General features: G+C 62.5%; 23 protein-coding genes. 14 read left to right on the forward strand and 9 right to left on the reverse strand.

Annotated elements, in window-relative coordinates; translation table 11 throughout:
• The first annotated feature begins 14 nt into the window (after nucleotides 1–14).
• The 10 genes from C8K58_RS01470 (at nucleotide 15) to C8K58_RS01525 (ending at nucleotide 14,170) form a co-directional block, all read left to right on the forward strand.
• Entirely contained in the window at nucleotides 15–3,788 is a 3,774-nt protein-coding gene (locus C8K58_RS01470; RefSeq protein ID WP_092357304.1) for a nitrate reductase subunit alpha, read from the forward strand.
• A gap of 1 nt (nucleotide 3,789) precedes the next feature.
• Complete coding sequence (narH, locus tag C8K58_RS01475; protein ID WP_027607174.1) at nucleotides 3,790–5,328, forward strand: nitrate reductase subunit beta; 1,539 nt, start codon at nucleotides 3,790–3,792, stop codon at nucleotides 5,326–5,328.
• 3 nt (nucleotides 5,329–5,331) lie between these two features.
• Nucleotides 5,332–6,087, forward strand: coding sequence for a nitrate reductase molybdenum cofactor assembly chaperone (narJ, locus tag C8K58_RS01480; RefSeq protein ID WP_027607173.1), 756 nt, complete (start codon nucleotides 5,332–5,334; stop codon nucleotides 6,085–6,087).
• Nucleotides 6,080–6,760: a respiratory nitrate reductase subunit gamma gene (gene narI, locus C8K58_RS01485; RefSeq protein WP_027607172.1), complete on the forward strand. Its 681-nt coding sequence runs from the start codon at nucleotides 6,080–6,082 to the stop codon at nucleotides 6,758–6,760. The genes narJ and narI overlap by 8 nt, the downstream gene beginning before the upstream one ends.
• Nucleotides 6,761–6,770: 10 nt before the next feature.
• Nucleotides 6,771–7,697 carry a peptidylprolyl isomerase gene (locus C8K58_RS01490; RefSeq protein WP_027607171.1) on the forward strand — a complete coding sequence of 309 codons (927 nt, stop codon included), beginning with the start codon at nucleotides 6,771–6,773 and terminating at the stop codon, nucleotides 7,695–7,697.
• Between the two features lies 1 nt (nucleotide 7,698).
• Entirely contained in the window at nucleotides 7,699–8,685 is a 987-nt protein-coding gene (gene moaA, locus C8K58_RS01495) for a GTP 3',8-cyclase MoaA (RefSeq protein ID WP_092357302.1), read from the forward strand.
• Between the two features lie 916 nt (nucleotides 8,686–9,601).
• Nucleotides 9,602–11,602, forward strand: a complete 2,001-nt coding sequence (locus tag C8K58_RS01510) for a ribonucleoside triphosphate reductase (protein ID WP_027607169.1) — start codon at nucleotides 9,602–9,604, stop codon at nucleotides 11,600–11,602.
• A 31-nt stretch (nucleotides 11,603–11,633) separates the two neighbouring features.
• Entirely contained in the window at nucleotides 11,634–11,789 is a 156-nt protein-coding gene (nrdD, locus tag C8K58_RS01515; protein ID WP_027607168.1) for an anaerobic ribonucleoside-triphosphate reductase, read from the forward strand.
• The gene (locus C8K58_RS01520) at nucleotides 11,786–12,481 is read left to right on the forward strand and encodes an anaerobic ribonucleoside-triphosphate reductase activating protein (protein ID WP_043293716.1); all 696 of its coding nucleotides are present in this window, start codon (nucleotides 11,786–11,788) and stop codon (nucleotides 12,479–12,481) included. Before nrdD ends, C8K58_RS01520 begins: the two co-directional genes overlap by 4 nt.
• A gap of 69 nt (nucleotides 12,482–12,550) precedes the next feature.
• Nucleotides 12,551–14,170 carry a methyl-accepting chemotaxis protein gene (locus C8K58_RS01525; protein ID WP_027607166.1) on the forward strand — a complete coding sequence of 540 codons (1,620 nt, stop codon included), beginning with the start codon at nucleotides 12,551–12,553 and terminating at the stop codon, nucleotides 14,168–14,170.
• A 420-nt stretch (nucleotides 14,171–14,590) separates the two neighbouring features.
• Here the strand turns inward: C8K58_RS01525 and C8K58_RS01530 are convergent, their stop codons facing one another.
• Genes C8K58_RS01530 through C8K58_RS01545 form a run of 4 tightly spaced genes read right to left on the reverse strand, consistent with a single transcriptional unit; the run spans nucleotide 14,591 to nucleotide 17,645 of the window.
• Nucleotides 14,591–15,946, reverse strand: coding sequence for a 4Fe-4S binding protein (locus C8K58_RS01530; protein ID WP_027607165.1), 1,356 nt, complete (start codon nucleotides 15,944–15,946; stop codon nucleotides 14,591–14,593).
• Nucleotides 15,943–16,782: an FTR1 family protein gene (locus C8K58_RS01535; protein ID WP_027607164.1), complete on the reverse strand. Its 840-nt coding sequence runs from the start codon at nucleotides 16,780–16,782 to the stop codon at nucleotides 15,943–15,945. The genes C8K58_RS01530 and C8K58_RS01535 overlap by 4 nt, the downstream gene beginning before the upstream one ends.
• Nucleotides 16,783–16,791: 9 nt before the next feature.
• Entirely contained in the window at nucleotides 16,792–17,115 is a 324-nt protein-coding gene (locus tag C8K58_RS01540; RefSeq protein ID WP_108572791.1) for a cupredoxin domain-containing protein, read from the reverse strand.
• Entirely contained in the window at nucleotides 17,115–17,645 is a 531-nt protein-coding gene (locus C8K58_RS01545; RefSeq protein WP_027607162.1) for an iron transporter, read from the reverse strand. Before C8K58_RS01545 ends, C8K58_RS01540 begins: the two co-directional genes overlap by 1 nt.
• 177 nt (nucleotides 17,646–17,822) lie before the next feature.
• On the opposite strand from C8K58_RS01545, the gene C8K58_RS01550 reads away from it, so the two are divergent.
• Nucleotides 17,823–18,032: a DUF3079 domain-containing protein gene (locus tag C8K58_RS01550; RefSeq protein ID WP_027607161.1), complete on the forward strand. Its 210-nt coding sequence runs from the start codon at nucleotides 17,823–17,825 to the stop codon at nucleotides 18,030–18,032.
• Here C8K58_RS01550 and C8K58_RS01555 read toward each other — a convergent pair.
• Nucleotides 18,021–18,299 carry a hypothetical protein gene (locus C8K58_RS01555; RefSeq protein ID WP_027607160.1) on the reverse strand — a complete coding sequence of 93 codons (279 nt, stop codon included), beginning with the start codon at nucleotides 18,297–18,299 and terminating at the stop codon, nucleotides 18,021–18,023. The two genes, C8K58_RS01550 and C8K58_RS01555, sit on opposite strands and share 12 nt — an antisense overlap.
• 68 nt (nucleotides 18,300–18,367) lie before the next feature.
• Nucleotides 18,368–18,844, reverse strand: a complete 477-nt coding sequence (locus C8K58_RS01560) for a hemerythrin domain-containing protein (RefSeq protein WP_027607159.1) — start codon at nucleotides 18,842–18,844, stop codon at nucleotides 18,368–18,370.
• A gap of 256 nt (nucleotides 18,845–19,100) precedes the next feature.
• Here C8K58_RS01560 and C8K58_RS01565 point away from each other — a divergent pair, with 256 nt between their 5' ends.
• Entirely contained in the window at nucleotides 19,101–19,307 is a 207-nt protein-coding gene (locus tag C8K58_RS01565; protein WP_027607158.1) for a PLD nuclease N-terminal domain-containing protein, read from the forward strand.
• A 62-nt stretch (nucleotides 19,308–19,369) separates the two neighbouring features.
• Here the strand turns inward: C8K58_RS01565 and C8K58_RS01570 are convergent, their stop codons facing one another.
• A complete protein-coding gene (locus tag C8K58_RS01570) occupies nucleotides 19,370–19,930 on the reverse strand; it encodes a type 1 glutamine amidotransferase domain-containing protein (RefSeq protein WP_027607157.1) in 561 nt (186 codons plus the stop codon).
• A 296-nt stretch (nucleotides 19,931–20,226) separates the two neighbouring features.
• Between C8K58_RS01570 and C8K58_RS01575 the strand changes: the two genes are divergently transcribed.
• Nucleotides 20,227–20,661, forward strand: a complete 435-nt coding sequence (locus C8K58_RS01575) for a hypothetical protein (RefSeq protein WP_027607156.1) — start codon at nucleotides 20,227–20,229, stop codon at nucleotides 20,659–20,661.
• Between the two features lie 336 nt (nucleotides 20,662–20,997).
• Here C8K58_RS01575 and C8K58_RS01580 read toward each other — a convergent pair whose 3' ends face one another.
• Nucleotides 20,998–21,783, reverse strand: a complete 786-nt coding sequence (locus C8K58_RS01580) for a DeoR/GlpR family DNA-binding transcription regulator (protein WP_027607155.1) — start codon at nucleotides 21,781–21,783, stop codon at nucleotides 20,998–21,000.
• A gap of 121 nt (nucleotides 21,784–21,904) precedes the next feature.
• On the opposite strand from C8K58_RS01580, the gene C8K58_RS01585 reads away from it, so the two are divergent.
• Nucleotides 21,905–23,062, forward strand: a complete 1,158-nt coding sequence (locus C8K58_RS01585; RefSeq protein ID WP_027607154.1) for an alpha-hydroxy acid oxidase — start codon at nucleotides 21,905–21,907, stop codon at nucleotides 23,060–23,062.
• A 195-nt stretch (nucleotides 23,063–23,257) separates the two neighbouring features.
• Here C8K58_RS01585 and C8K58_RS01590 read toward each other — a convergent pair whose 3' ends face one another.
• Nucleotides 23,258–24,184, reverse strand: a complete 927-nt coding sequence (locus C8K58_RS01590) for an alpha/beta hydrolase (protein WP_027607153.1) — start codon at nucleotides 24,182–24,184, stop codon at nucleotides 23,258–23,260.
• Nucleotides 24,185–24,314 lie beyond the last annotated feature (130 nt).

Consider the following 24,314-nt stretch of genomic DNA (forward strand, 5'->3'; position numbering starts at 1 on the left):
ATGAGGAAAGCATCATGAGTCACTTACTGGATCAACTGCGGTTCTTCAACCGCAAGCAAAACGAATTCTCCGACGGTCACGGCGAGACCCGCAAGGAGTCCCGCGACTGGGAAAACGTCTACCGTTCGCGCTGGCAGTACGACAAGATCGTGCGCTCCACCCACGGCGTGAACTGCACCGGCTCGTGCTCGTGGAAGATCTACGTGAAGAACGGCCTGATCACCTGGGAAACCCAGCAGACCGACTACCCGCGCACCCGCAACGACCTGCCCAACCATGAGCCGCGCGGCTGCCCACGGGGTGCCAGCTACAGCTGGTACATCTACAGCGCCAACCGCCTCAAGTACCCGAAGATCCGCAAGCCGCTGCTCAAGCTGTGGCGTGAGGCGCGCCAGACCCTGTCGCCGGTGGAGGCGTGGGCGAGCATCGTCGAGGACAAGGTCAAGGCCGACTCGTACAAGAGCAAGCGCGGCATGGGCGGTTTCATTCGCTCGAACTGGGAGGAGGTCAACGAGATCATCGCCGCCTCCAACGTCTACACCATCAAGCAATACGGCCCGGACCGCATCGTCGGCTTCTCGCCGATCCCGGCCATGTCGATGGTCAGCTACGCGGCGGGTTCGCGTTACCTGTCGCTGCTCGGCGGCGTGTGCCTGAGCTTCTACGACTGGTACTGCGACCTGCCTCCGGCCTCGCCGATGGTGTGGGGCGAGCAGACCGACGTGCCCGAATCGGCCGACTGGTACAACTCCAACTACATCATCGCCTGGGGTTCCAACGTCCCGCAGACCCGTACCCCGGACGCGCACTTCTTCACCGAGGTGCGCTACAAGGGCACCAAGACCGTGGCCATCACCCCGGACTATTCGGAAGTGGCCAAGCTCACCGATCTGTGGCTCAACCCCAAGCAGGGCACCGACGCCGCGTTGGCCCAGGCCTTCAACCATGTGATCTTCAAGGAATTTCACCTGGATAAACCGAGCGCCTACTTCACCGACTACGCCAAGCGCTTTACCGACTTGCCGGTGCTGGTGATGCTCAAGCCGATGACCGGGTTCGCGCCCGGCGCCGGCTTCCAGCCCGACCGCTTCCTGCGTGCCTCGGACCTCACCGGCAACCTCGGCCAGGACAACAACCCGGAATGGAAAACCATCGCCCTCGACGAAAGCGGTGAACTGGTGTCGCCACAAGGCTCCATCGGCTACCGCTGGGGCGAGAAGGGCAAGTGGAACATCCTCGCCAAGGAGGGCGGTGAAGGCCGTGCCATCGACCTGAAACTCAGCTTGATCGGCGACGACATCGCCGAAGTGGCCTTCCCGTATTTTGCCGGCGAAGCCCACGAGCACTTCCAGCACGTGGCCGGCGATGCCGTGCAGTTCCGCCGCGTGCCGGTGCACAGCGTGACCCTGGCTGACGGCAGCGTGGCCAAAGTGGCGACTGTGTTCGACCTGTCCGCCGCCAACCTGGCCATCGACCGTGGCCTGGGCGGCCAGAACGTGGCCAGGGACTACGACGACGCCAGCGTGCCGGGCACCCCGGCGTGGCAGGAAGCGATCACCGGTGTCAGCCGCGAGAAAGCCATCCAGATCGCCCGTGAGTTCGCCGACAACGCCGACAAGACCAAGGGCCGTTCGATGATCATCGTCGGCGCGGCGATGAACCACTGGTACCACATGGACATGAACTACCGCGGGCTGATCAATATGCTCATGCTCTGCGGTTGCGTCGGCCAGACCGGCGGCGGCTGGGCCCACTACGTCGGCCAGGAAAAACTGCGCCCGCAATGCGGCTGGCTGCCCCTGGCCTTCGGCCTCGACTGGAACCGCCCGCCACGCCAGATGAACGGCACCAGCTTCTTCTACGGCCACAGCTCGCAATGGCGCCACGAGAAAATGAGCATGCACGACGTGCTCTCGCCCCTGGCCGACAAGTCGCAATTCCCGGAACACGCCCTGGACTACAACATCCGCGCCGAACGCGCCGGCTGGTTGCCGAGTGCGCCACAGCTCAACACCAACCCGCTGCACATTTGCCGTGATGCGGCTGCAGCCGGCATGACGCCGAAGGACTACGTGGTCAAATCCTGGCAGGACGGCAGCCTGCGCTTCGCCTGCGAACAGCCGGACAGCCCGGTGAACTTCCCGCGCAACATGTTTATCTGGCGCTCCAACCTGCTCGGTTCCTCGGGCAAGGGCCATGAGTACATGCTCAAGTACCTGTTGGGCACCAAGAACGGCGTGATGAACGAAGACATCGGCCACAGCACCGAATGCAAGCCCACTGAGGCCGAATGGGTCGAAGACGGCGCCATCGGCAAGCTCGACCTGGTGACCACCCTCGACTTCCGCATGTCCTCCACCTGCGTGTATTCCGACATCGTCTTGCCGACTGCCACCTGGTACGAAAAAGACGACATGAACACCTCGGACATGCACCCGTTCATTCACCCGTTGTCGGCGGCCATCGACCCGGCGTGGGAGTCGCGTTCCGACTGGGAAATCTACAAGGGCATCGCCAAGGCGTTCTCGGCCATGTCGGTCGGCCACCTGGGCGTGGAGCAAGACCTGGTCACCGTCCCGTTGATGCACGACAGCGTCGGCGAACTGGCCCAGCCGTTTGGCGGCACCGACTGGAAAAGCGCCGGTGTGGCGCCGGTGCCGGGCAAGAACGCGCCGAACATGGCGGTGGTGGAGCGCGACTACCCGAACATCTACAAGCAGTTCTCGTCCCTGGGCCCCATGCTGGAAAAACTCGGCAACGGCGGCAAGGGCATCAACTGGAACACCGACGAAGAAGTCGAGTTCCTCGGCGAGCTGAACCATCACGAAAGCGCTGCGGGCATCAGCCACGGCCGGCCGAAAATCGACACGGCCATCGACGCCGCCGAAGTGATCCTGTCCCTGGCCCCGGAAACCAACGGCAAGGTCGCCTTGAAAGCCTGGGCCGCGCTGTCGGAATTCACCGGCATCGACCATAGCCACCTGGCGATCTCCAAGGCCCACGAAGCGATTCGCTTCCGCGACATCCAGGCGCAGCCGCGCAAGATCATCTCCAGCCCGACCTGGTCAGGCCTGGAAGACGAGCATGTGAGCTACAACGCCGGCTACACCAACGTCCATGAAAACATCCCATGGCGCACCATCACCGGCCGCCAGCAGTTCTACCAGGATCACCCGTGGATGCAGGCGTTCGGCGAGCAGCTGATGAGCTACCGGCCACCGGTCAACACCCGCACCATCGAAGGCGTGAAGGGCAAGCGCAGCAATGGCGAGACCGAGATCGTGCTGAACTGGATCACCCCACACCAGAAGTGGGGCATCCACAGCACCTACAGCGACAACCTGCTGATGCTCACCCTGAGCCGTGGCGGACCGATCGTGTGGCTCTCGGAAATCGACGCCAAGCGCGCGGGCATCGAAGACAACGACTGGATCGAATGCTTCAACGTCAACGGCGCATTGACCGCCCGTGCGGTGGTCAGCCAGCGCGTCAAGGAAGGCATGGTGATGATGTACCACGCCCAGGAACGCATCGTGAACGTGCCGGGTTCGGAAACCACCAAGACCCGGGGCGGCCACCACAACTCGGTGACCCGCGTGGTGCTCAAGCCGACCCACATGATCGGCGGCTATGCCCAGCAGGCCTACGGTTTCAACTACTACGGCACGGTCGGTTGCAACCGCGATGAGTTTGTCGTGGTGCGCAAGATGGCCAAGGTCGACTGGCTCGATGGCTCCAGCGGTGATGATTTGCCGCGCCCATTGCCGACTGACATCGAGGAGAACTGAGATGAAAATTCGCTCACAGATCGGCATGGTCCTCAACCTGGACAAATGCATCGGCTGCCACACCTGTTCCATCACCTGCAAAAACGTGTGGACCAGCCGTGAAGGCATGGAATACGCCTGGTTCAACAACGTCGAGTCCAAGCCCGGCATCGGCTACCCCAAAGAGTGGGAGAACCAGGACAAGTGGAAGGGCGGCTGGGTACGCAACGCCAACGGCTCGATCAACCCCCGCATCGGCGGCAAGTTCCGCGTGTTGGCGAACATCTTCGCCAACCCCGACCTGCCAAGCCTGGACGACTACTACGAGCCGTTCGACTTCGACTATCAGCACTTGCACACCGCGCCATTGGGCGAGCACCAGCCGACCGCGCGCCCGCGTTCGCTGGTGTCCGGCAAGCGCATGGAAAAGATCGAGTGGGGCCCGAACTGGGAGGAAATCCTCGGTACCGAATTCGCCAAGCGTCGCAAGGACAAGAACTTCGACCAGATCCAGGCCGACATTTATGGCGAGTACGAAAACACCTTCATGATGTACCTGCCGCGCCTGTGCGAGCACTGCCTCAACCCGGCGTGTGCGGCATCCTGCCCGAGCGGTGCGATCTACAAGCGTGAAGAAGACGGCATCGTGCTGATCGACCAGGAGAAGTGCCGGGGCTGGCGCATGTGCATCAGCGGTTGCCCGTACAAGAAAATCTACTTCAACTGGAAGAGCGGCAAATCCGAGAAGTGCATCTTCTGCTACCCGCGTATCGAAGCCGGTATGCCGACCGTGTGCGCCGAAACCTGCGTGGGTCGGATTCGCTACCTCGGTGTGTTGCTGTACGACGCCGACCGTATCAGCGAAGTGGCCAGCACCGCCAACGAGCAGGACCTGTACGAGAAGCAACTGGAGATCTTCCTCGACCCGAATGACCCGGCGGTGATTCGCCAGGCCCTGGCCGATGGCGTGCCGCAGTCGGTGATCGACTCGGCCCAGCGTTCGCCGGTGTACAAAATGGCCGTCGACTGGAAGCTGGCGCTGCCGCTGCACCCGGAATACCGCACCTTGCCGATGGTCTGGTACGTGCCGCCGCTGTCACCGATCCAGAACGCCGCCGCGGCCGGCACCGTGGGCATGAACGGGGTGATCCCGGATGTGGACAGCCTGCGTATTCCGCTGCGTTACCTGGCGAACATGCTCACCGCCGGCGATGAAAAACCGGTCAAGCGTGCACTCAAGCGCTTGTTGGCGATGCGCGCCTACAAACGCTCCCAGCAAGTCGATGGCGTACAGGACCTGCAAGTGCTCGAAGACGTCGGCCTGAGCGTTGAACAGGTGGAAGAGATGTACCGCTACCTGGCCATCGCCAACTACGAAGACCGCTTCGTGGTACCGAGCGCCCACCGTGAAGACGCCATGAGCGACGCGTTCGCCGAACGCTCCGGCTGTGGTTTCAGCTTCGGCAGCGGTTGCAGCGGCAGCTCCGACACCAACATGTTCGGCGCCAAGAAAGCCAACCGCCGTGACGTGCTGAAAACCGTCCAGATCTGGGAGGACTGAGCCATGCGCATTCTTAAAGTGATTTCGTTGCTGCTGGACTACCCCACTGAAACCTTGGTGAACGGCCGCGACGAACTGGAACAGGCGATTCTCGAATCCCGGGAAATCAGCCCCAAGCAGCGCGGTGCGTTGTTCGAGCTGCTGGAACTGATCTGCGCCAATGACCTGATGGACGGCCAGGAACACTACGGCGCGCTGTTTGGCCGGGGCCGTTCGCTGTCGCTGTTGTTGTTCGAACACGTGCACGGCGAGTCCCGCGACCGTGGCCAGGCCATGGTCGACATGATGGCCCAGTACGAAGAAGCCGGCTTTGCCATCGGCGTCAAGGAGCTGCCGGACTACATCCCGTTGTACCTGGAGTTCCTGTCCACCCGCGAAGACATCGAGGCCCGCGAGGGCCTGGCGGACGTGGCGCACCTGCTGGCCTTACTCGCTGCGCGTCTCGACGAGCGTGAGAGCGGCTATGCCAGTTGCTTCCGTGCGCTGTTGCAGATTGCCGGCGCCGAGCCGCACCAGGCCGTGGCCGAACTGCGTGCCCAGGTCGCCGCCGAACCGCGCGACGACTCCCTCGAAGCCCTGGACAAAATCTGGGAAGAGGAAGCGGTGGACTTTATGCAGGCTGAGCAACAGGACCGCTGCAGCTCGATGCCGAGCAGTCCGGGCAAGGCCCGCGAAGAAAGCGCGGTGCCGTTGCACTGGGTGGATTTTCAGCAAGAAGGCCGGGCCGCAGCGCCCGCCGGGGAGGTGGGTAATGTCTAAGTGGAATTTGCTGGTATTCGGGGTGTACCCCTATGTGGCCCTGGCGATCTGCCTGTTGGGCAGTTGGGCACGGTTCGACCTGTCGCAGTACACCTGGAAGGCCGGTTCCAGCCAGATGCTCAACAACCGGGGCATGCGCGTGGCGAGCAATTTTTTCCACATCGGCGTGCTGTTCGTGCTGGCCGGGCATTTTGTCGGCCTGCTGACCCCGGCGTCGGTTTACCACCATGTGATCAGCACTGAGCACAAGCAGTTGCTGGCGATGGTCTCGGGTGGCTTCTTCGGCCTGCTGTGCCTGGTGGGCCTGCTGATGCTGGTCAAGCGTCGCCTGGGGGACCCGCGCGTGCGGGCGACCTCGAGCCCGTCGGACATCTTGATCCTGCTGGTGTTGCTGGCGCAGTTGCTGCTGGGCCTGCTGACCATCGTCGCCTCCACCGGGCATATGGACGGCTCGGTGATGGTGATGCTCGCCGACTGGGCGCAGAACGTGGTGCTGTTGCGGCCGGTGGAAGCGGCCGAGTCGATTGCGCCGGTGTCGCTGATCTACAAGGCCCACGTGGCGCTGGGCTTGACCCTGTTTGTGCTGTTCCCGTTTACCCGCCTGGTGCACATGGTCAGCGCGCCGATCTGGTACCTGGGGCGTCGTTATCAAATCGTGCGGCAGAAGTATTGAGGAGAACGTCATGACTACAGGATGCGGATGTGGTGGCGGTAACGGCGGCAGCGGTGGTTGCGGCTCGTCGGCCAAGGAACCGGTGATGGCCGAGGCTGTGGCCCAGGCCTCTTTCGAGGAGATCAAGGCGCCGGAATTGATCGCCAGCAGTGAACAGGAATGGCCGATCATCAGCGTCAACGGCGTGGCGGTCACGCCCGAGGCCATGGCCCTGGAGTTGCAATACCACCCGGCCGCCAGCCGCGAGGAAGCGGTGTACCTGGCCGCCCGCGCGCTGGTGATCCGCGAGCTGTTGCAACAGCGGATCGCCGAGCTGGGCCTGGCGGTGGAAATCGCCGCCGGCGAGAACGAAGAAGAAGCCGCCACGCGCCTGCTGCTGGAGCGTGAGGTGACGGTGCCCGACTGCGACGAAGCCACCTGCGTGCGCTACTTCGAGAACAACCGTGGGCGCTTTCACAGCGCGCCGTTGCTGGCGGTGCGGCATATCCTGCTCGAGTGCGCGCCGGACGACGCCGAGGCGCGCCACCTGGCGCACACCCAGGCCGAAGTCCTGCTGCTGACGCTGGAAGAACATCCGGGCCAGTTTGCCGAACTGGCGCTCAAGTACTCGGCCTGCCCGTCCAAGGCACAGGGTGGTTCGCTGGGCCAGGTGAGCAAAGGCCAGACCGTGCCGGAGTTGGAGCGCCAGTTGTTCACCCTGGCCCCAGGTTTGGCCGCCAAACCGCTGGAGAGCCGCTACGGCTGGCATGTGATCAGTGTCGACCAGCGTATCGAAGGCCAGCCGTTGCCGTATGAAGCGGTAGCCGTCGCGATTCGCACCCAGTTGCAGCAAGGGGTGTGGCAGAAGGCATTGGTGCAGTACCTGCAAACCCTGATCGGCGCGGCGGACATCCGCGGCATCGCGCTGCAGGGCGCCGACTCACCGTTGGTGCAGTGACATGAGCCTGGTGGATGGGGTGGGCCGTTCGATCGATTACCTGCGTTTGTCGGTGACCGACCGTTGCGATTTTCGTTGTGTGTACTGCATGGCGAAAAACATGACATTCCTGCCGCGCCAGCAGGTGTTGACCCTGGAAGAACTGCAACGCCTGGCCGCGCTGTTCGTGGGGCAGGGCGTGCGCAAGATCCGCCTCACCGGGGGCGAACCGCTGATTCGCCCGGGCATTGTCGGGCTGTGCCGCAACATCGCGGCACTGCCGGGCTTGCGTGAACTGGTGATGACCAGCAATGGCTCGCAGTTGGCGCGACTGGCGCGGCCATTGGTGGAGGCGGGGGTCAAGCGCATGAACATCAGCCTCGACAGCCTGGATGCGCAACGCTTTCGCGGGATTACCCGTAACGGAGACCTGCGCCAGGTGCTGGACGGTATCGAGGCCGCGCGGGATGCGGGGTTCGAGCGGGTCAAGCTCAACTGCGTGGTGATGAAAGGGCGCAACTTCGACGAGGTGCCGGCGTTGGTGCGGTACGCCATCGACCAGGGTGTCGACATCAGTTTTATCGAGGAAATGCCCCTGGGGGACGTGGGGCGATCGCGGGGCGAGACGTTCTGCTCCAGCGATGAAGTACGCGCGGTGATTGCCCGTGAGCATGGGCTGATCGATAGCACCGAGAACAGCGGCGGGCCGGCGCGGTATGTGCGGTTGGCCGGGCATCCTGGGACGCGGGTGGGGTTTATTTCGCCAAATTCCCATAATTTCTGTGGCGGTTGTAATCGGGTACGGATGACGGTGGAAGGGCAGTTGCTGTTGTGCCTGGGGCAGGAGGATGCGCTGGATTTTCGCGCGTTGTTACGGCGCTATCCGCTGGAGGATGGGCCGTTGGTCGAGGCGTTGCACAGGGGGTTGAAGGGCAAGCCGTTGCGGCATGATTTCAGTGGGGAGGGGGAGGTGCAGGTGGTGCGGTTTATGAATATGAGTGGGGGGTGAGGGGGGTGAGGGGTGTGTGGGGTGTGTGGGGTGGTGTGGTATTGAGTACATATCCGTTTCTTCGGTAACGGCGGCTTAGGGTTCCGCTCTTACAGCGGCTCACTTTTGGAGGGACCCAAAAGTAACCAAAAGGTCCTCGCCCCAACACTCGGCACCTCGCCTAGGCTCGGTGTGCCCGAACGAAGGCTTTGGAGCGTGGGCCGCCGCGATGGGCCATCCATGGCCCAGCGCGGCTAACCCGGCGTCCTGCCGGGTTACCCACGCTCCAAAGCCTGCGTTCGGCCAGCGTGTTTGACGGGGCGATTTTAGATCAAGAGCCAAAGCGCGGCGGCCTTAGAGCCGACCGGAGTTGGGTCTGGTGTACTCGGTAAATGTGGGAGGGGGCTTGCCCCCGATTGCAGTGGGTCAGTACCAAATCCATCAACTGACACTCCCTCATCGGGGGCTAGCCCCCTCCCACATTTGGATCTCCACATATCAGCTAGAACTCGGTCTGCTTTTGCTCTGCTTTTGCTCTGGCTTTTGATCTTGATCCTAGGCGCCCCGTCAAACACGCTGGCCGAACGCAGGCTTGAATCCGTGGGTAACCCGGCAGGACGCCGGGTTAGCCGTCCTGGGCCAGGGATGGCCCATGACGGCGGCCCACGGATTCAAGCCTTCGTTCGGGCACACCGAGCCTAGGCGAGGTGCCGAGTGTTGGGGCAAGAGCCCTTTTGGTTACTTTTGGGGCTCTTTTCCAAAAGTGACCCGCCGTAAGGGCGGAACCCTAAGCCGCCGTTACCTAAATAACGGATATGTACCCAATCAAAAAACCTTGACCCCGATCAAGGGACCCCCACCCCATTCTCCGTAACCTCACTGCATATTGTGTCTGTAAACCTAAAAATATCTACATGTAGTGCCTGGAGCCCGGAAAATGCAAAACACGCTCACCCCGCTGGTCAGCACCCGCCTACACAAACGCGACGGCAGCCTGGTCCCCTTCAACGCCGAAAAAATCCACCACGCCCTGACCGCCGCCGGTACCGCCACCGGCGAGTACCAGGAGGCCGACGTCGACCTGTTACTGGGCGCTGTCCTGGCTCGCCTGAGGGGCATCGAACACCTGGACGTCGAACAAATCCAGGACAGCGTCGAACGCGTATTGATGGACGCCGGCTACTTCCTTTCCATGCGCGCCTATATCGTCTACCGCGAACAACACGGCCGCCTGCGTCGCGACCGCAAGACCCTGGTGGAAGTCGCCACCTCGATGAACGAATACCTCGACCGCGAAGACTGGCGTGTGCAAGCCAATGCCAACCAGGGCTATTCCCTGGGCGGGCTGGTGTTGAACGTGTCGGGCAAGGTCACCGCCAACTATTGGCTCGACGAGGTCTACAGCCAGCAGATCGGCCGTGCGCACCGCGAGGCGGATCTGCATATCCATGACCTGGACATGCTCGCCGGGTATTGCGCCGGCTGGTCGCTGCGGTCGCTGTTGCACGAAGGCCTCAATGGCGTGCCGGGCCGTGTCGAAGCCGGGCCGCCCAAGCACTTGAGCAGCGCCCTGGGGCAGATGGTCAATTTCCTCGGCACCCTGCAAAACGAATGGGCCGGCGCCCAGGCGTTCAGCTCGTTCGATACCTACCTGGCGCCCTATGTGCGCAAGGATCAACTGAGTTACGCCGAGGTGCGCCAGGCGGTGCAGGAGTTCATCTACAACCTCAACGTGCCGTCGCGCTGGGGCACCCAGACGCCGTTTACCAACCTGACCTTCGACTGGGTGTGCCCGGAAGATCTGCGCGAGCAGGTACCGGTGATCGGCGGTGAGGAAATGCCGTTTGCCTATGGCGACCTGCAAGCGGAAATGGAGCTGATCAACCGCGCCTATATCGAAGTGATGCAGGCCGGCGATGCCAAGGGCCGGGTCTTCACCTTCCCGATTCCCACCTACAACATCACCCACGATTTCCCCTGGGACAGCGAGAACGCCGACCGTCTGTTCGAGATGACCGCGCGCTACGGCCTGCCGTATTTCCAGAACTTCCTCAATTCCGATATGCAACCCAACCAGGTGCGCTCGATGTGCTGCCGCCTGCAACTGGACGTGCGCGAGCTGCTCAAGCGCGGCGGTGGGTTGTTCGGTTCGGCGGAGCAGACCGGCAGCCTCGGCGTGGTGACGATCAACTGCGCACGCCTCGGCTACCTGTTCAAGGGCGACACCTCGGGCCTGTTGCAACGCCTGGACAGCCTGATGGACATGGCCATGGAAAGCCTGGAGGTCAAGCGCAAGGTGATCCAGCACCATATGGACGCCGGCTTGTACCCCTACACCAAGCGTTACCTCGGCACCTTGCGCAATCACTTCTCCACCATCGGCCTCAACGGCATGCACGAGATGCTGCGCAATTTCACCGGCGACGAGCAGGGCATGCACACCGAGGAAGGCCGCGCATTTGCCCTCAAGTTGCTCGACCATGTGCGTGCCACTTTGCTGCGCTTCCAGGAAGACACCGGCCACCTCTACAACCTCGAAGCCACCCCGGCGGAAGGCACCACCTACCGCTTCGCCAAGGAAGACCGCAAGCGCTACCCGGACATCCTGCAGGCCGGCAGCGACGTCGCGCCGTACTACACCAACTCCTCGCAACTGCCGGTGGGCTTTACCCAGGACCCCTTCGAAGCCCTGGAGCTGCAAGACGAACTGCAATGCAAATACACAGGCGGCACCGTGTTGCACCTGTACATGGCCGAGCAGATTTCCTCGGCCCAGGCCTGCAAGCAGCTGGTGCGCAAGGCGTTGGGACGTTTCCGCCTGCCGTACCTGACGATCACCCCGACGTTCTCGATCTGCCCGGTGCACGGTTACCTCGCCGGTGAGCACGAGTTCTGTCCCAAGTGCGATGAAGTGCTGGCACTGGCCGCTGCGCACTGAACCGATCTTCCAACCCGCAAGGAGATTCACCATGCAAACATCCCAGCCACAACGTCAGCGCTGCGAAGTCTGGACCCGGGTGATGGGCTATCACCGGCCCGTGTCGGCGTTCAATCCCGGTAAACAATCCGAGCACAAGGAACGCGTGCATTTCACTGAAACGGCCGCCGTGGCCGGGCGCCAATGAGTCGAGCGCTACGGGTCGGGGGCCTGGTGCCCCTGACCACCCTCGACTACCCCGGCATGCTCGCCTGTGTGCTGTTTTGCCAGGGCTGTGCCTGGCGCTGTCGTTACTGCCACAACCCGGACCTGATCCCGCCGCGCGGTAGCACGGAGGTGGATTGGCGCCGGGTGTTGCTGTTCTTGCAGCGGCGCAAGGACTTGCTCGACGCCGTGGTGTTCAGCGGCGGCGAGCCGACCTTGCAGGAAGGCTTGCCGGCGGCCATGGATGAAGTGCGGGCGATGGGCTTTCGTGTCGGCCTGCACAGCGCCGGGATCAAGCCGGCAGGGTTTGCCAATGCGTTGCGGCATGCCGATTGGGTCGGCTTTGACGTCAAGGCGCTGGCCGAGGATTGCCAGTCGATTACCCAGGTCAGGAACAGCGGTGCCGCCAACTGGCGCAGCCTCGACACCCTGTTGGCCAGCGGCGTCGAGTACGAGTGCCGCACCACGGTGCATTGGCATTTGATCGACCCGCCTCGGTTGCTGTTGCTGGCCCAGCGTTTGCAAGCGAATGGCGTGCAACGCTTTGCGGTGCAAATGGTGCGCACGGCCAGCATGCTCGATGCGCAATTGTCGAGTTCTCCGCCACAGGCTGCCTTGCCGGAGTTATGGAGCCGATTGCGCGAGTTGTTTCCTGCCTTTGTATTGCGAGGGTGATCGGCGCCCTCAAGCGGATTTTTATAGATGCTGCCCATGACGGGCAGGTGTTCATCAGGGACTATCACAATGAAGCAATTAACCACGGCACAACGCATTGTCATCGGCTTCGCGATTGCGCCGCTGGCGCTGGTCGGCTTGGTGTTTTACGCCCTTCACGACCTGGCGACCCTCAAGCAGCAGTCCGAGCAGATCGTGCAGCAGGACTGGCCCAGAATTGCGCCGATCATGGTGATCGCCACCGGGGTGCGCGATAACGGGCGCAACACCCGCGACCTGCTGATCGACCAGGACAACCAACAGGCCCAGGCCTCCATCGGCACCACGCGCGAGCGCATCACCCAGGCGTTCGCCACCCTCGAACCGCTGCTCGACACCGCCGAAGGCAAGGCCGCCTATGCCACCTTGAAAACCCACCGCGAAGCCTACGTGGCGGCCTTCACCCAGGTGCAGGCGCTGATCCGGCAAGGCGCGCGCGAGCAGGGCCTGGCCCAGCTCAAACAGCAGGTGATCCCGGCCGAGCTTGAGGTGTTCAAGAGCCTGGATGCGCTGATGGCCATGCAGGGGCGGTTGTTCGCCGAGCGTCAGCAGGCGGCGCAAACCCTGTATGACGAGGCACGACGCACCATGCTCGGGTTGTTCCTGCTGTGCCTGGCCCTGGTGGTGGTGGCGGCGGTGATCGTCACGCGCAGCGTTACCCGCCCGCTGGGCGGCGAGCCGGATGAAGTGGCGCGGGTGTTGAGTCATATCGCCGAGGGTGACCTGACCCTCGAGGTGCCGTTGGGCAACAGTATCGACGGCAGTGTGATGCGCAATCTGCACCAGATGCAGCAGAGCCTCAACCAGATGGTCCGCCATATCGCCGCGTCGGTGGACGGCGTTGCCAGCTCGTCGGAAGAGTTGAGCGCGGTCAGCGGCCAGACCAGCAGCAGCCTGCAGTTGCAGGGCCAGGAAATCGAACAGGCCGCCACGGCGGTGAATGAAATGACCGCCGCCGTCGACGAGGTGGCACGCAATGCCGTGAGCACCAGCGAAGCCTCGCGCCTGTCGGAGCAGACCGCCCAGCGTGGACAGGCGCAGGTGCAGGAAACCGTGGCGTCGATCAATACCTTGGCCACCGGTGTGGTGGAAACCTCGGAGCGTATCCAGCAGTTGGCCGGCCGTGTGCAAGACATCAGCAGCGTGCTCGAAGTGATCCGCAGCATTGCCGACCAGACCAACCTGCTGGCGTTGAACGCGGCCATCGAAGCGGCCCGCGCCGGGGAAGCCGGACGCGGGTTTGCGGTGGTCGCCGATGAAGTGCGCGCGTTGGCCCATCGCACCCAGGTCTCGACCCAGGAGATCGAGCAGATGATCGGCAATATCCGCCAGGACACCGAACACGCCGTGGCCGCCATGCACAGCAGCAGCGAGCGGGTACAGGCGACCTTGAGCGTGGCGCAACGTTCGGGAGAAGCGCTGGACGAGATCACCCGGTCGATCTCGCAGATCAACGAACGCAATATGATGATTGCCAGCGCCACCGAAGAGCAGGCGCTGGTGGCGCGGGAAGTGGATCGCAACCTGGTGGGCATTCGCAACTTGTCCCAGCAGGTGTTACAGGGCGCGATACACACCGAGACGGCCGGGCACGACCTGGCCGGGATGGCGGGGACGCTGCATCAGACGGTGGCGCGGTTCAAGGTGTAACTTCGGCTGGTGCGGTCAGGGGGCTTGTTTCCGTGGCGGCCTTCGGGCCGACCATGTCGTTGGATTTGATTGAGTACATATCCGTTGCTGCGGTCACGGCCACTTAGGGTTCCGCTCTTACAGCGGGTCACTTTTGGAAGAGCGCCAAAAGTAACCAAAAAACGCTTCGCCCCAACACTCGGCACCTCGCCTAGGCTCGGTGTGCCCTCACTCCGGCTTTGGCCAGCGTGTTTGACGGGGCGATTTGAGATCAAAAGCCAAAGCGCGGCGGCCTTAGAGCCGACCGGAGTTGTGTCTGGTGTACTGGGTTAAAAATGTGGGAGGGGGCTTGCCCCCGATAGCGGTGAGTCAGTCAACCCAAGTATCACTGACCCACCCTCATCGGGGGCAAGCCCCCTCCCACATTTGGATCGGTGTGCATCAGCCAGCCCATCCCCAGAACTGCAACCACCAGCCATAGCCCACCAGGCCGTTGCTCAGCAGTACGCACAACCACCCGAGGCAACGGCGCCGGATTCCAAGCCCCTGGAGCTGTCGCCACCCCAACCACAAGCACCAGCCAATCGCCGCGCTCAACACCAGTGCACGAGCCGGTTGCACCCACGCCAATGCCAACCCTTCATAGCGCAACAACTTCACCGTCGTCGCCGACAGCCCCAGGAACAGCCCTGCACCACCCAGGGGCGTGAGTGTCAGCGCCAGGGGCCGAAACAGTGCGCGATCGCCGGCCACAGACGCGGCCAGGCGCAGCAGCAGCCAGCAGCCACCGCCGAGCAGCAGTGCGCTGCCAGCCAGGTACAGCAGGATGCACAGGCCATCGAGCCAGCTGAAGCTGTCGTTGAGTGGCGGGTAGTGGGTGAGCAGCCACCACGGCGCGTTGTCTTGCAACGGCCACAGCCAGTCGCGGCTCACCAGCCATTCGGCGAGTGTCTGTTTCAGCGCGATAAACCACGGGCTCAAGGTCCATTGGAACGCGCCCATGGCCAGGCCGATCACGCCAAACAGCAGCAGGCGCGCATCCCACGGCGAGCCGGGTTGACGCGGCGCCTGGAGAATCTCCTGGTTGCAGGAGCGGGCGATCAGTTGCACCGCGCCGCGTTGCCCGCTGCAACGGCCACAGGCGTGGCAGTCGCTGGCGCCCTGCAGGCGGCGGATGTCCAGGAGTGGCGCGCAGTTGGGCAGCGGCAGGCGCGGGGCGTGGTTGGCTTTCCAGCGTTGTTCATCCACGGCGAAATGCACCGGCGCCAGGCGGGCGAGCAGGGCGAACACGCCGCTGACCGGACACAGGTAGCGGCACCACACGCGCTTGCCGCGCACGAACAACAGGCCGACCGCCACCGCCGCCAACGTCGAGCCGCCGAGGATCAGCAATGCTGCCTGGGCGTAGTCGTACACGCTGATCAATTGGCCGTAGAGCGTGGTGAGGCAAAAGCCCAGGGTCGGCCAGCCGCCCCAACGCAGCCAGCGCGGTATGCCCAGGCCACGCCCGTGCTGGCTGGCCCACTCGCTCAGCGAACCCTCCGGGCACAGCACGCCACACCACAGGCGCCCGAACAGCACCATCGACAGCAACACGAACGGCCACCAGATCCCCCAGAAGATAAATTGCGCCAGCAGCGTCAGGTTGTTCACCATGCGCGCCTGGCTATCCGGCAACGGCAGCGCGGCGGGCAGTACCAGCAGCACGGCATACGCCAGCACCACCGCCCATTGCATGGCACGGATCAGCCGGGCATGGCGGCGCATGCCATCGCCCAGTTGCTGCAGCCAGCTCATGCCGCGTGCCGGGCGCGACGCAAGCCGTTGCCCACCCACAGCCAGTAGCCGAGCAGTACCAACACGGTGATAAGGCTGGGGGCCGCGCGGTAGCCGGTAAAGTCGGCCAGCAGTGCGCCGAGGCCATGGCTGTCACTGAGCAGTGCGCTGCTGTCCCAGCGGCTTTCACCGAAGGCGGCGTAGACCCACTCGGGCATGTCCATGTCCAGCAGTTGCCCGCTGATGCGGTCCACTGCCGCGATCAGCAAGGCCCCGCCAAGCAGCAACAGCAGCGCCTCGCTGAGGGCGAAAAACAGTGACCAGGAGATAAAGCGCCGACTGCCGCGCAACACCAGGACCGTGAGCCCCGCCAGTGCCAGGCCGAGCAGGCCGCCGACGGCGAACAGGCCTTGCGCCTCATCGTGCAGGCGCGCCCCGGCGCCATACAAAAACACCACGGTTTCACTGCCTTCGCGGCTCACCGCCAGCAGCGCCAGTAACAACACGCCCCAGCCGCCCTGGCGCGCCAGGCGCTCGTCGGCCTCGCGTACCAGGCTGTGTTTGAGCGTGGCCGCGTTGCGGTGCATCCAGAACACCATCTGCACCATCAAGCCGCTGGCCAACAGGGTCAGCGCCGCTTGCAGCCACTCGCCCTGTGGGCCGGTCATGGCGTCGCCGGCCCAGAGCATCAAACCGGCCAGCCCGGCCGAACACAGCAACCCCAGCAACACCCCGGCCCAGAGGAAGCGGGCCAGTTGCGCATGGCCGGCCTGGCGGCTGATCCAGGCCTGCAGGATACCGATCACCAGCAGGGCCTCGACGCTTTCACGCCAGACAATAAACATCGATTGATTCATCAACGGCTCCTATTGGGCGAGGATGCTGCCTTCGGGCAATTGCGGGTTGAACTCGTCGAAGAACGGGTACAACCCCGGCTTGAGCGGGTGGATCACTACAAAGGTGGTCACCCCCGCAGACAACACCTTCTCGACCCGCAACGGCGTGCTTTCGAATTCGGCCGGGACTTGGCCGATGTTCTTGAGCACGATCTTGAAACGCTCATCGGCCTTGACCACCAGTTGTGGCGGGTCGAAGTGACCGTCCTGCAGGCTCAACTCATAGGTGGGCAACGGCGCCGCCACTGCCGCGCCGCTTAGCAGCAGGCCGCCCAGCAAGAGGGCGCGGCGCATCAATAGCCGCCTTTTTTGCCGATGCCGGCGTAGACGAATTCATAGTGCACTTCGCAGCGTTCGAACCACGGGGCGACCCCGGTTTCCTTGTCGGTATGACGGCCCAGGGAGTGGTGGCCGGCAGGCGGCAATACGTTGAAGGTGAGGGTGTATTTGCCCGGGCCTTGCAGCTTGACGTTATCGCCGTAGTGCGGCCCGTCGTTGGCGACCATGGCGTGGAAGTCGCCGCTGATGGGGGTGTCGCTGCCTGTTTTCTTCAGGGTGAAAGACAGATTGAGGTAGGGCACGAAACTGCCTTCCTGAAACCCTTGGACGTTGTCCGCCGTGGCGCGTACGTCGGCTTCCAGGTGCACATCGGAATCGGCCGTGGCGCGCATCATGCCGGCGGGTGCCATCTCGATCGGTTGCAGGTACACCGCGCCGATTTCCAGGCCGGGACAGTGTTGCGGTTCGCCGATGGGGTACTCCTTGGCAGCTGCCACGGAGGTGCTCAGCAGCAGGGTAAGGCACAGCAAAGAACGGGTACGCATGGAGGCTTCCTGATGGGTGTAGAGAGAACCCGAGTCTAGGAAGGACAGCAGTAAATAATAATGATTCTTGTCAAGTTCCGAGGATATTTCATCTTGGCCAGGCTTGATGCCGGTCAAGGTTGTACAGGCTGTATGGGGGTAGGTTGCAGGGAGTGTTCGTCGCCAGGGAGTCGACTCATGGCCAAGCCTTTCCCGCTGCACCCCAAGCATCCCGAACGTATCTGTTGGGGCTGTGACCGCTACTGCGCGGCCGCCGACCTGGCGTGCGGCAATGGCGCCGACCGCACCATGCACCCGGCCGAGATGCTCGGGGATGACTGGTACGAGCATGGCGACTGGGGGCTGGCGCCCGAGCCGCCGGTGGCGGATGAACCCTCAGCTGCCTGAGCGGGGTTTTTCCTTGCCGTCTTTAGGGGGGGCAGCCGGCCTGGCGGGTTTGCTCGGCGGTTTGGCGGTGTCCTTGGTTTTTTTGTCGCTGTCCGAGGGGCTGCTGGGGTAAGTCCCCGGTGGCAGGGCGGAGCCGGCGGCGCTGTCGCCACTCAAGGCGTTGGCGGCAGGTTCCGGGTTATCGCCAAAGGCGGCGAGGGCGGGGCCGGCGAGCAGGGCCGACAGGCCGACGATAAGCACAATCCGTTGGGACGATCTGGTCTTCATGACGCTATCCCCTATCGTGTGGATGTATCAGGAGCCTGGATGAATTCCAGGCTCCGGTCCTGCCTCGATCAAGCCGCCATCGGCTTGCTCGATTGCGACTTTTTATGCGCCGCTTTCATGGCTTCCATTTCGGCGCCCAACTCTTCAAGCAATGCCTTGCCCAGCAGCTTTTTGGCCTGGGGGAACATCTCGGTTTCCTCTTCTTCGATATGGTGCTCGAGCAGTTCCTTGACCACTTTGACGCGGCCGGAAAACTCGGTGGTCGAAGGTTCGGTCTGCTTCAGGTCGGGCAGCACCAGGGCGTCAACGGTGCGGTGCTCTTCCTTGGCCTCGTGGTACATGATGTCCTGTTCCTTGCCGCCGGCCTTTCTGAACGCCGGGTAGAGGATTTCTTCTTCCAGCCTGGTGTGCAGGCTGATTTCCGCTTCCAGCTTGGCCAGCAGCTCGGTGCGCTTTTTCACCCCGCGTTCGGTGGACTCACTCAATTGAGTCAACAGGGCCTTTACGCGTTCGTGGTCGGCTTTGAGCAGGTCAATGGCATTCATCGGTGACACCTCACGGGAAACTCAGGGCGCGTCGATATGCACGCCTCGTCCCGTGCAGTGGTGCATCAGGCGTACCAACTTGAGTGTTTTTAAATTGGCCTTTCAATTCAATTGGTTGAAGAGGATTGCAGAGAGCGCCTGTCGTGCAGGTTGCATGGTCGGCCTGGGACCACGTTGCATTCCACCACCCAGGAAAATTTAAATGAACCCTCGCGGCCGATGCTTGAACTAACGCATACGACCTAGGAGGTGAAGCATGGAAATTCAATATATCTGGATTGCGTTGGCGGTGATTCTGCTGCTGTTGGAATTGTGGGCGATCAATATCGTATTGCGCAGCACCAGTGGCTGGGAGACCAAGGGCTTATGGCTGGTGATCCTGATCTTCGTACCGCTGGTGGGCTTGATTGCATGGGCCATGTTCGGACCCAAGCGGGAGATGCCGGAACAGCGTAAAAGCTGAGTGGCAGGGGTAACGCAAAACAGGCGCCGAAAGGCGCCTGTTTTGCGTTCAACGTTGGCGGTTCAACCAGCGACAGCCTGGGCAATCGCCTCGTTGAAAGCAGGCAGATCGTCCGGTGTACGCGAGGTGATCAAGGTCCAGCCATTGGCCTGGCATTGCTTGACTGCGGTATCGACCCACCCGGCCGCGCCAGCGTTTTCCAGGTCGATGCGCACGCTTTTGTAAGAGGTCAGGGTCTTGCCCTTGATTACGCCGGCGTCGATCAGCGTCCATGGGCCGTGACAGATCGCCGCGATGGTTTTACCGGCTTGGGCAAAGTCCTTGATCAGGCGCAGCGCCGCCGCGTCCTGGCGCAGGGTATCGGCATTGACGGTACCGCCAGGGATTACAAGGGCGTCAAAGTCGCTGCTGGCCACGTCCGACAGCTGCACGTCGGATTCCACGGTTTTGTCCTTCTCGGTGTCGCCGACAAAGGTCTGGGTGGAGCCGCCTTTGCTGGACGCGTGGGTCACCGTGGCGCCATGGCCGCGCAGTGCTTCCAGGGGCTTGAGCAGTTCGTCGCGCTCGATGCCGGTGTTGGAGGTGATGACCAGAATCTTCTTGCCGTTAAGGTGTGAGCTCATGATCGAGTGTCTCCTGAGGGGGGATGATTGAAGCGGCGATATGGGAGAGTGGATCGAGTCCGGGCGGCAAAGGTTTAAATTAATTTGCGCTTTTTTCGTGGGCGGTTGGTGCGGGCAATTTCCTTGAACTATCGAAACTCACCGGCCTCTGCTGCATAAGTGCCCGGCGCTTTCGCGGGCCTTCAACTGCCAGGAGATTTCACTGTGACCGCCACCTCGATCAAGGACACCGAACGCCAGGCCGACGCCATCAACGAACGGGCGGATGATGCCGAGCGCAAGCTGGGGCACTGAGCATGGCCAAGGCTATTTCAGCGGCTGAACTGGGCATCGATCTCAAGCCTGGGGATGACGCCAGCCTGTTCAAGTGGCTTGTCGCCAGCTTCCTGATGGGCAAGCGCATCCAGGCACCGATTGCCGCCCAGGCCTACAAGGTGATCGTTGAAGAAGAGGGGCGCGATACGGCGCGCAAGCTGCAACATTGCACCTCCAAGGAATTGGTGGCGATGTTGGGGCGTGCCCACTACGTGCGGTACGACGAAAGCACCGCACAGCGCCTGCTGGACCTGAGTGCCAAGCTGAACGCCGAATACGCCGGCAAGATCAGCCATATCCGCAGTGCCAGCGAAAACCGCCAGGCGTTCGAACAGCGCCTGGGTGAATTTGACGGCGTGGGGCCCAAGACCATCGAGATTTTCATGCGCGATGCGGCCAAGGTGCTGTCGTGGTGAGCGGGCTTGTTGTGGCTAGTGAGCTTGTTGTGGTGAGCAAGCTTTTTTTGTAGTGAGCAGGCTTTTTGTGGTGAGCGGGCTTGCCCCGCGCTGGGCTGCGAAGCGGCCCTAAAACCAGTCATCGCGTTCAGGCAGGCAGGATAATGGCGGTGGCCTTATGAGGGGCCGCTACGCGCCCCAGCGCGGGGCAAGCCCGCTCACCACAGCAAGCCCGCTCACCACAAAAAGCCTGCTCACCACAGCAAGCCCGCTCACCATAAAAAAGCTTGCCCACCACAATAAGCCTGCTGGCCACAACAGAGCCTGCCAGCCACGCCGCCATTTGATGCCCTGTACCTACTCGACCTCGACCCGCAACACCTCCAACCCTAACTGCTCATACGCCTCCACACTCGGCACATGCCACTCGGTGATCAACGTGTGGATACGGTTGCACGGCGCCACCACAAACGGTTCCACCGCACCCAGTTTGTCGGCCGTGGTCACCGCCACCACATGGGAGGCGCTGTCGAGCAGGGCCTGTTTGACCGCGACTTCATCAAAATGCAGCGAGCTGATGCCCACTTGCGGATGCAGTGCGCACACCCCGGTAAACAGCAGGTCGGCCTTGATGCCCTGGATCAGGCGCACCGCCTCGTGACCGCTGGTGGACAAGGTGGCCGGGTTGAGTTGGCCGCCGGCAAGTATCACTTTTACATCGCGGTGGTCGGCCAGGGCGATGGCGATCATCGGTGATGGCGTGACCACCGTGAGGCGGATCGAGTGCGGTAACGACTGGGCGATCTGCAAGGTGGTGGAGCCGGAATCGAACAGCACGATCTGGCCGTCTTGCACCTGGTCGGCGGCGAGTTGCGCGAGTTGACGCTTGGCTTCATTGGTCTCACCGACGCGGGTGAAGAAGTCCTTGCCGGTGTCCTTGGGCCGGGGCAGGGCGCCACCGTGCACGCGCTGCAACAGGCCGGCGGCGGCGAGTTCGCCGAGGTCGCGGCGGATGGTGTCCTGGGACACGGCGAAGTGCTCCACCAACTCCGAGGCAGTGACTTTGCCGTCGCGTTCCAGCAGTAACAGGATCTTTTGTTTGCGCAGGGAAGGCAGGTCGATGGCGTGATGGGTGTTGTGCATGTTTGTGCGCTTTTTTGCGGGTTTGTGCGAGATTAATCTGCAGTCGATATAAACGCAATGGCTGGTTGCCCACCCGTGGGGCGGTTACTCTCTGCGCTCAGTTCAGGGAGAGGTGACCTAGATGTCGTTGATTACAACCATCGAAGATTTACGCAAGCTGGCGCAAAAGCGGGTGCCACGGATGTTCTACGATTACGCCGATTCCGGGTCCTGGACTGAAAGCACCTACCGCGCCAATGAAAGCGATTTTGCCCGGATCAAATTCCGCCAGCGCGTGGCGCGCAATATCGATGAACGTTCGATCCGCGCCACCATGCTCGGCCAGGACATGGCCATGCCCGTTGCCTTGGCCCCCACCGGTCTGGCGGGCATGCAGCATGCCGATGGCGAGATTCTTACCGCCCGGGCCGCCGCCGCGTTTGGCCTGCGCTATACCTTGTCGACCATGAGTATCTGCTCGTTGGAGGACATCGCCGAACAGGTCGGCAAGCCGTTCTGGTTCCAGCTGTATGTGATGCGCGACCGTGGCTTTGTCGAGCAATTGATCGAACGTGCCAAGGCGGCCGGCGTGGACGCACTGGTGCTGACCCTGGACCTGCAGATCCTCGGGCAGCGTCACAAGGATTTGATCAACGGCTTGTCGGCACCGCCCAGGTTGACCTTGCCGAACCTCCTCAACATGGCCACCAGGCCGCGCTGGGTGATGGGCATGCTCGGTACCCGGCGGCGTGGCTTCGGCAATATCGTCGGGCATGTGAAGGGCGTCGCGGACATGCGGTCGCTGTCGTCGTGGACCGCCCAGCAATTCGACCCGCGCCTGAGCTGGGACGATGTGGAATGGATCAAGCAGTGCTGGGGCGGCAAGCTGATCATCAAGGGCATCCTCGATGTGGAAGACGCGCGCCTGGCCGCCAATTCCGGTGCCGATGCACTGGTGGTGAGCAACCATGGTGGCCGCCAGTTGGATGGTGCGCCGTCGAGCATCAGCCAGTTGCCGGCGATTGTCGACGCGGTGGGCGAACGCATTGAGGTGTGGCTCGATGGCGGCATTCGCTCCGGCCAGGACGTGCTCAAGGCGATGGCACTCGGCGCCAAGGGCACCATGATCGGTCGCCCGCATTTGTATGGTCTGGGCGCGATGGGCGAAGCAGGGGTGACCAAGGCACTCGAGATCATCGCCCGTGAATTGGACGTGTCGATGGCGCTGTGTGGCTATAACGATATACGCGATGTGAATCGCAAGATTCTGCTGCCGGGTACATTTCCAGAAACCGTTTAATCAGCAAAAAAATCGTAAAAAAATAAAAAGAGTTGTCCACGAAAACCGTGGGTATCTCTGTGGATAACTTTGCGAACGCCCGGCAGGGTTGGCGATTTAACCAAAGGTTAATATTTGATCAACTGCCGGCGAGGGCCAGTATGGGCAGGGTTTGCGCTTGACAGCCCAGCGCGAACCCAGTGCCGAAAAACGGATTTATGACTCGTTGTCACGGCCGGTTGTGTGGGTGACAACCTGGGCGGGCATCTTCGCTTGCATCAGGTTGTCGAGTGCCTGGCGATAGCTGCGACCGGCCAGGCTCATGCTGTTGTTGTGGCTGGCACCCGGCACCAACAAGAGGCGCTTGGGTTGCCGGGCCGCTTCAAATAGTTGCTCGCTGAAACGGGGCGGCACATAGCGATCATCCAGGCCATGCACCACCAGCAATGGCATATGGATATCGGCGATCTTGTCGATGGAGTCGAACTTCTGCGACAGCAACCAACGCACCGGCAGCGAGGTGTTGGCCACCGCCGTGGCCACATCGGCCAGGGAGGTGAAGGTGGACTCGATCACCAGCCCACGTACCGGCAGTGGCGTTTGCTTGCCCAGTTCGGCGGCCAGGTCGATGGCTACCGCGCCGCCGAGGGAGTGCCCGTAGATCAGGCGCTTGCCGGGGTCCGGCTGCAGCACCTGGAAGCGTTCCCAGGCGATGCGCGCGTCTTCGTAGACCGTGGTTTCCGAGGGCAGCTCGCCGTGGCTCTGGCCAAAACCGCGATAGTCGATGGCCAGCACCGAGTAACCCAGGGCGTGCAACTGCTCGATGCGAAACAGCTGCCCGGTGAGGTTCCAGCGTACGCCATGCAGGTAGAGGATCGCCGGTGCGTCCTTGTTGGCTGCCGGGTACCACCAGCCATGAATGTTCTGCCCCGATTTGAAACTGGCGGGCTTGAGCTCGAATTCCTGCACCGCCTTGGGCAAGCCGCTGTACCAACTGGCGGTGCCGGGTTCGATGCGAAACACCAGCTCGCGCTCCTTGTGTTGCAGCACCGCGCAGCCCACGGGCAGGCCGACGATCAACAGTGCCATGCACAGCAGGGGAAACCAGCGCAGGCTCAGGCGCGATAGAAAACGAGAGGGCATGGAGATTCCTGGGCAAAGGTGAAGCTGGGGTTTTACCAGATGGCCTGCACAGGCAGGTATAAATTCGACGGCCGCGCAGGGGGATTGCTTGCAAAGTGTTACAGCATTTGACGCCATTGATGTCGGCGCG

Origin of the sequence: Pseudomonas sp. GV047, assembly GCF_003058245.1 — a bacterium.
Lineage (GTDB): Bacteria > Pseudomonadota > Gammaproteobacteria > Pseudomonadales > Pseudomonadaceae > Aquipseudomonas > Aquipseudomonas marginalis.

What these genes read in the sequence shown, in the direction of transcription:
- C8K58_RS01470 (WP_092357304.1), top strand. Translation starts at nt 15, where the DNA reads ATGAGTCACTTACTGGATCAACTGCGGTTCTTCAACCGCAAGCAAAAC.
- narH (WP_027607174.1), top strand. Translation starts at nt 3,790, where the DNA reads ATGAAAATTCGCTCACAGATCGGCATGGTCCTCAACCTGGACAAATGC.
- narJ (WP_027607173.1), top strand. Translation starts at nt 5,332, where the DNA reads ATGCGCATTCTTAAAGTGATTTCGTTGCTGCTGGACTACCCCACTGAA.
- narI (WP_027607172.1), top strand. Translation starts at nt 6,080, where the DNA reads ATGTCTAAGTGGAATTTGCTGGTATTCGGGGTGTACCCCTATGTGGCC.
- C8K58_RS01490 (WP_027607171.1), top strand. Translation starts at nt 6,771, where the DNA reads ATGACTACAGGATGCGGATGTGGTGGCGGTAACGGCGGCAGCGGTGGT.
- moaA (WP_092357302.1), top strand. Translation starts at nt 7,699, where the DNA reads ATGAGCCTGGTGGATGGGGTGGGCCGTTCGATCGATTACCTGCGTTTG.
- C8K58_RS01510 (WP_027607169.1), top strand. Translation starts at nt 9,602, where the DNA reads ATGCAAAACACGCTCACCCCGCTGGTCAGCACCCGCCTACACAAACGC.
- nrdD (WP_027607168.1), top strand. Translation starts at nt 11,634, where the DNA reads ATGCAAACATCCCAGCCACAACGTCAGCGCTGCGAAGTCTGGACCCGG.
- C8K58_RS01520 (WP_043293716.1), top strand. Translation starts at nt 11,786, where the DNA reads ATGAGTCGAGCGCTACGGGTCGGGGGCCTGGTGCCCCTGACCACCCTC.
- C8K58_RS01525 (WP_027607166.1), top strand. Translation starts at nt 12,551, where the DNA reads ATGAAGCAATTAACCACGGCACAACGCATTGTCATCGGCTTCGCGATT.
- C8K58_RS01530 (WP_027607165.1), bottom strand. Translation starts at nt 15,946, where the DNA reads ATGAGCTGGCTGCAGCAACTGGGCGATGGCATGCGCCGCCATGCCCGG.
- C8K58_RS01535 (WP_027607164.1), bottom strand. Translation starts at nt 16,782, where the DNA reads ATGAATCAATCGATGTTTATTGTCTGGCGTGAAAGCGTCGAGGCCCTG.
- C8K58_RS01540 (WP_108572791.1), bottom strand. Translation starts at nt 17,115, where the DNA reads ATGCGCCGCGCCCTCTTGCTGGGCGGCCTGCTGCTAAGCGGCGCGGCA.
- C8K58_RS01545 (WP_027607162.1), bottom strand. Translation starts at nt 17,645, where the DNA reads ATGCGTACCCGTTCTTTGCTGTGCCTTACCCTGCTGCTGAGCACCTCC.
- C8K58_RS01550 (WP_027607161.1), top strand. Translation starts at nt 17,823, where the DNA reads ATGGCCAAGCCTTTCCCGCTGCACCCCAAGCATCCCGAACGTATCTGT.
- C8K58_RS01555 (WP_027607160.1), bottom strand. Translation starts at nt 18,299, where the DNA reads ATGAAGACCAGATCGTCCCAACGGATTGTGCTTATCGTCGGCCTGTCG.
- C8K58_RS01560 (WP_027607159.1), bottom strand. Translation starts at nt 18,844, where the DNA reads ATGAATGCCATTGACCTGCTCAAAGCCGACCACGAACGCGTAAAGGCC.
- C8K58_RS01565 (WP_027607158.1), top strand. Translation starts at nt 19,101, where the DNA reads ATGGAAATTCAATATATCTGGATTGCGTTGGCGGTGATTCTGCTGCTG.
- C8K58_RS01570 (WP_027607157.1), bottom strand. Translation starts at nt 19,930, where the DNA reads ATGAGCTCACACCTTAACGGCAAGAAGATTCTGGTCATCACCTCCAAC.
- C8K58_RS01575 (WP_027607156.1), top strand. Translation starts at nt 20,227, where the DNA reads ATGGCCAAGGCTATTTCAGCGGCTGAACTGGGCATCGATCTCAAGCCT.
- C8K58_RS01580 (WP_027607155.1), bottom strand. Translation starts at nt 21,783, where the DNA reads ATGCACAACACCCATCACGCCATCGACCTGCCTTCCCTGCGCAAACAA.
- C8K58_RS01585 (WP_027607154.1), top strand. Translation starts at nt 21,905, where the DNA reads ATGTCGTTGATTACAACCATCGAAGATTTACGCAAGCTGGCGCAAAAG.
- C8K58_RS01590 (WP_027607153.1), bottom strand. Translation starts at nt 24,184, where the DNA reads ATGCCCTCTCGTTTTCTATCGCGCCTGAGCCTGCGCTGGTTTCCCCTG.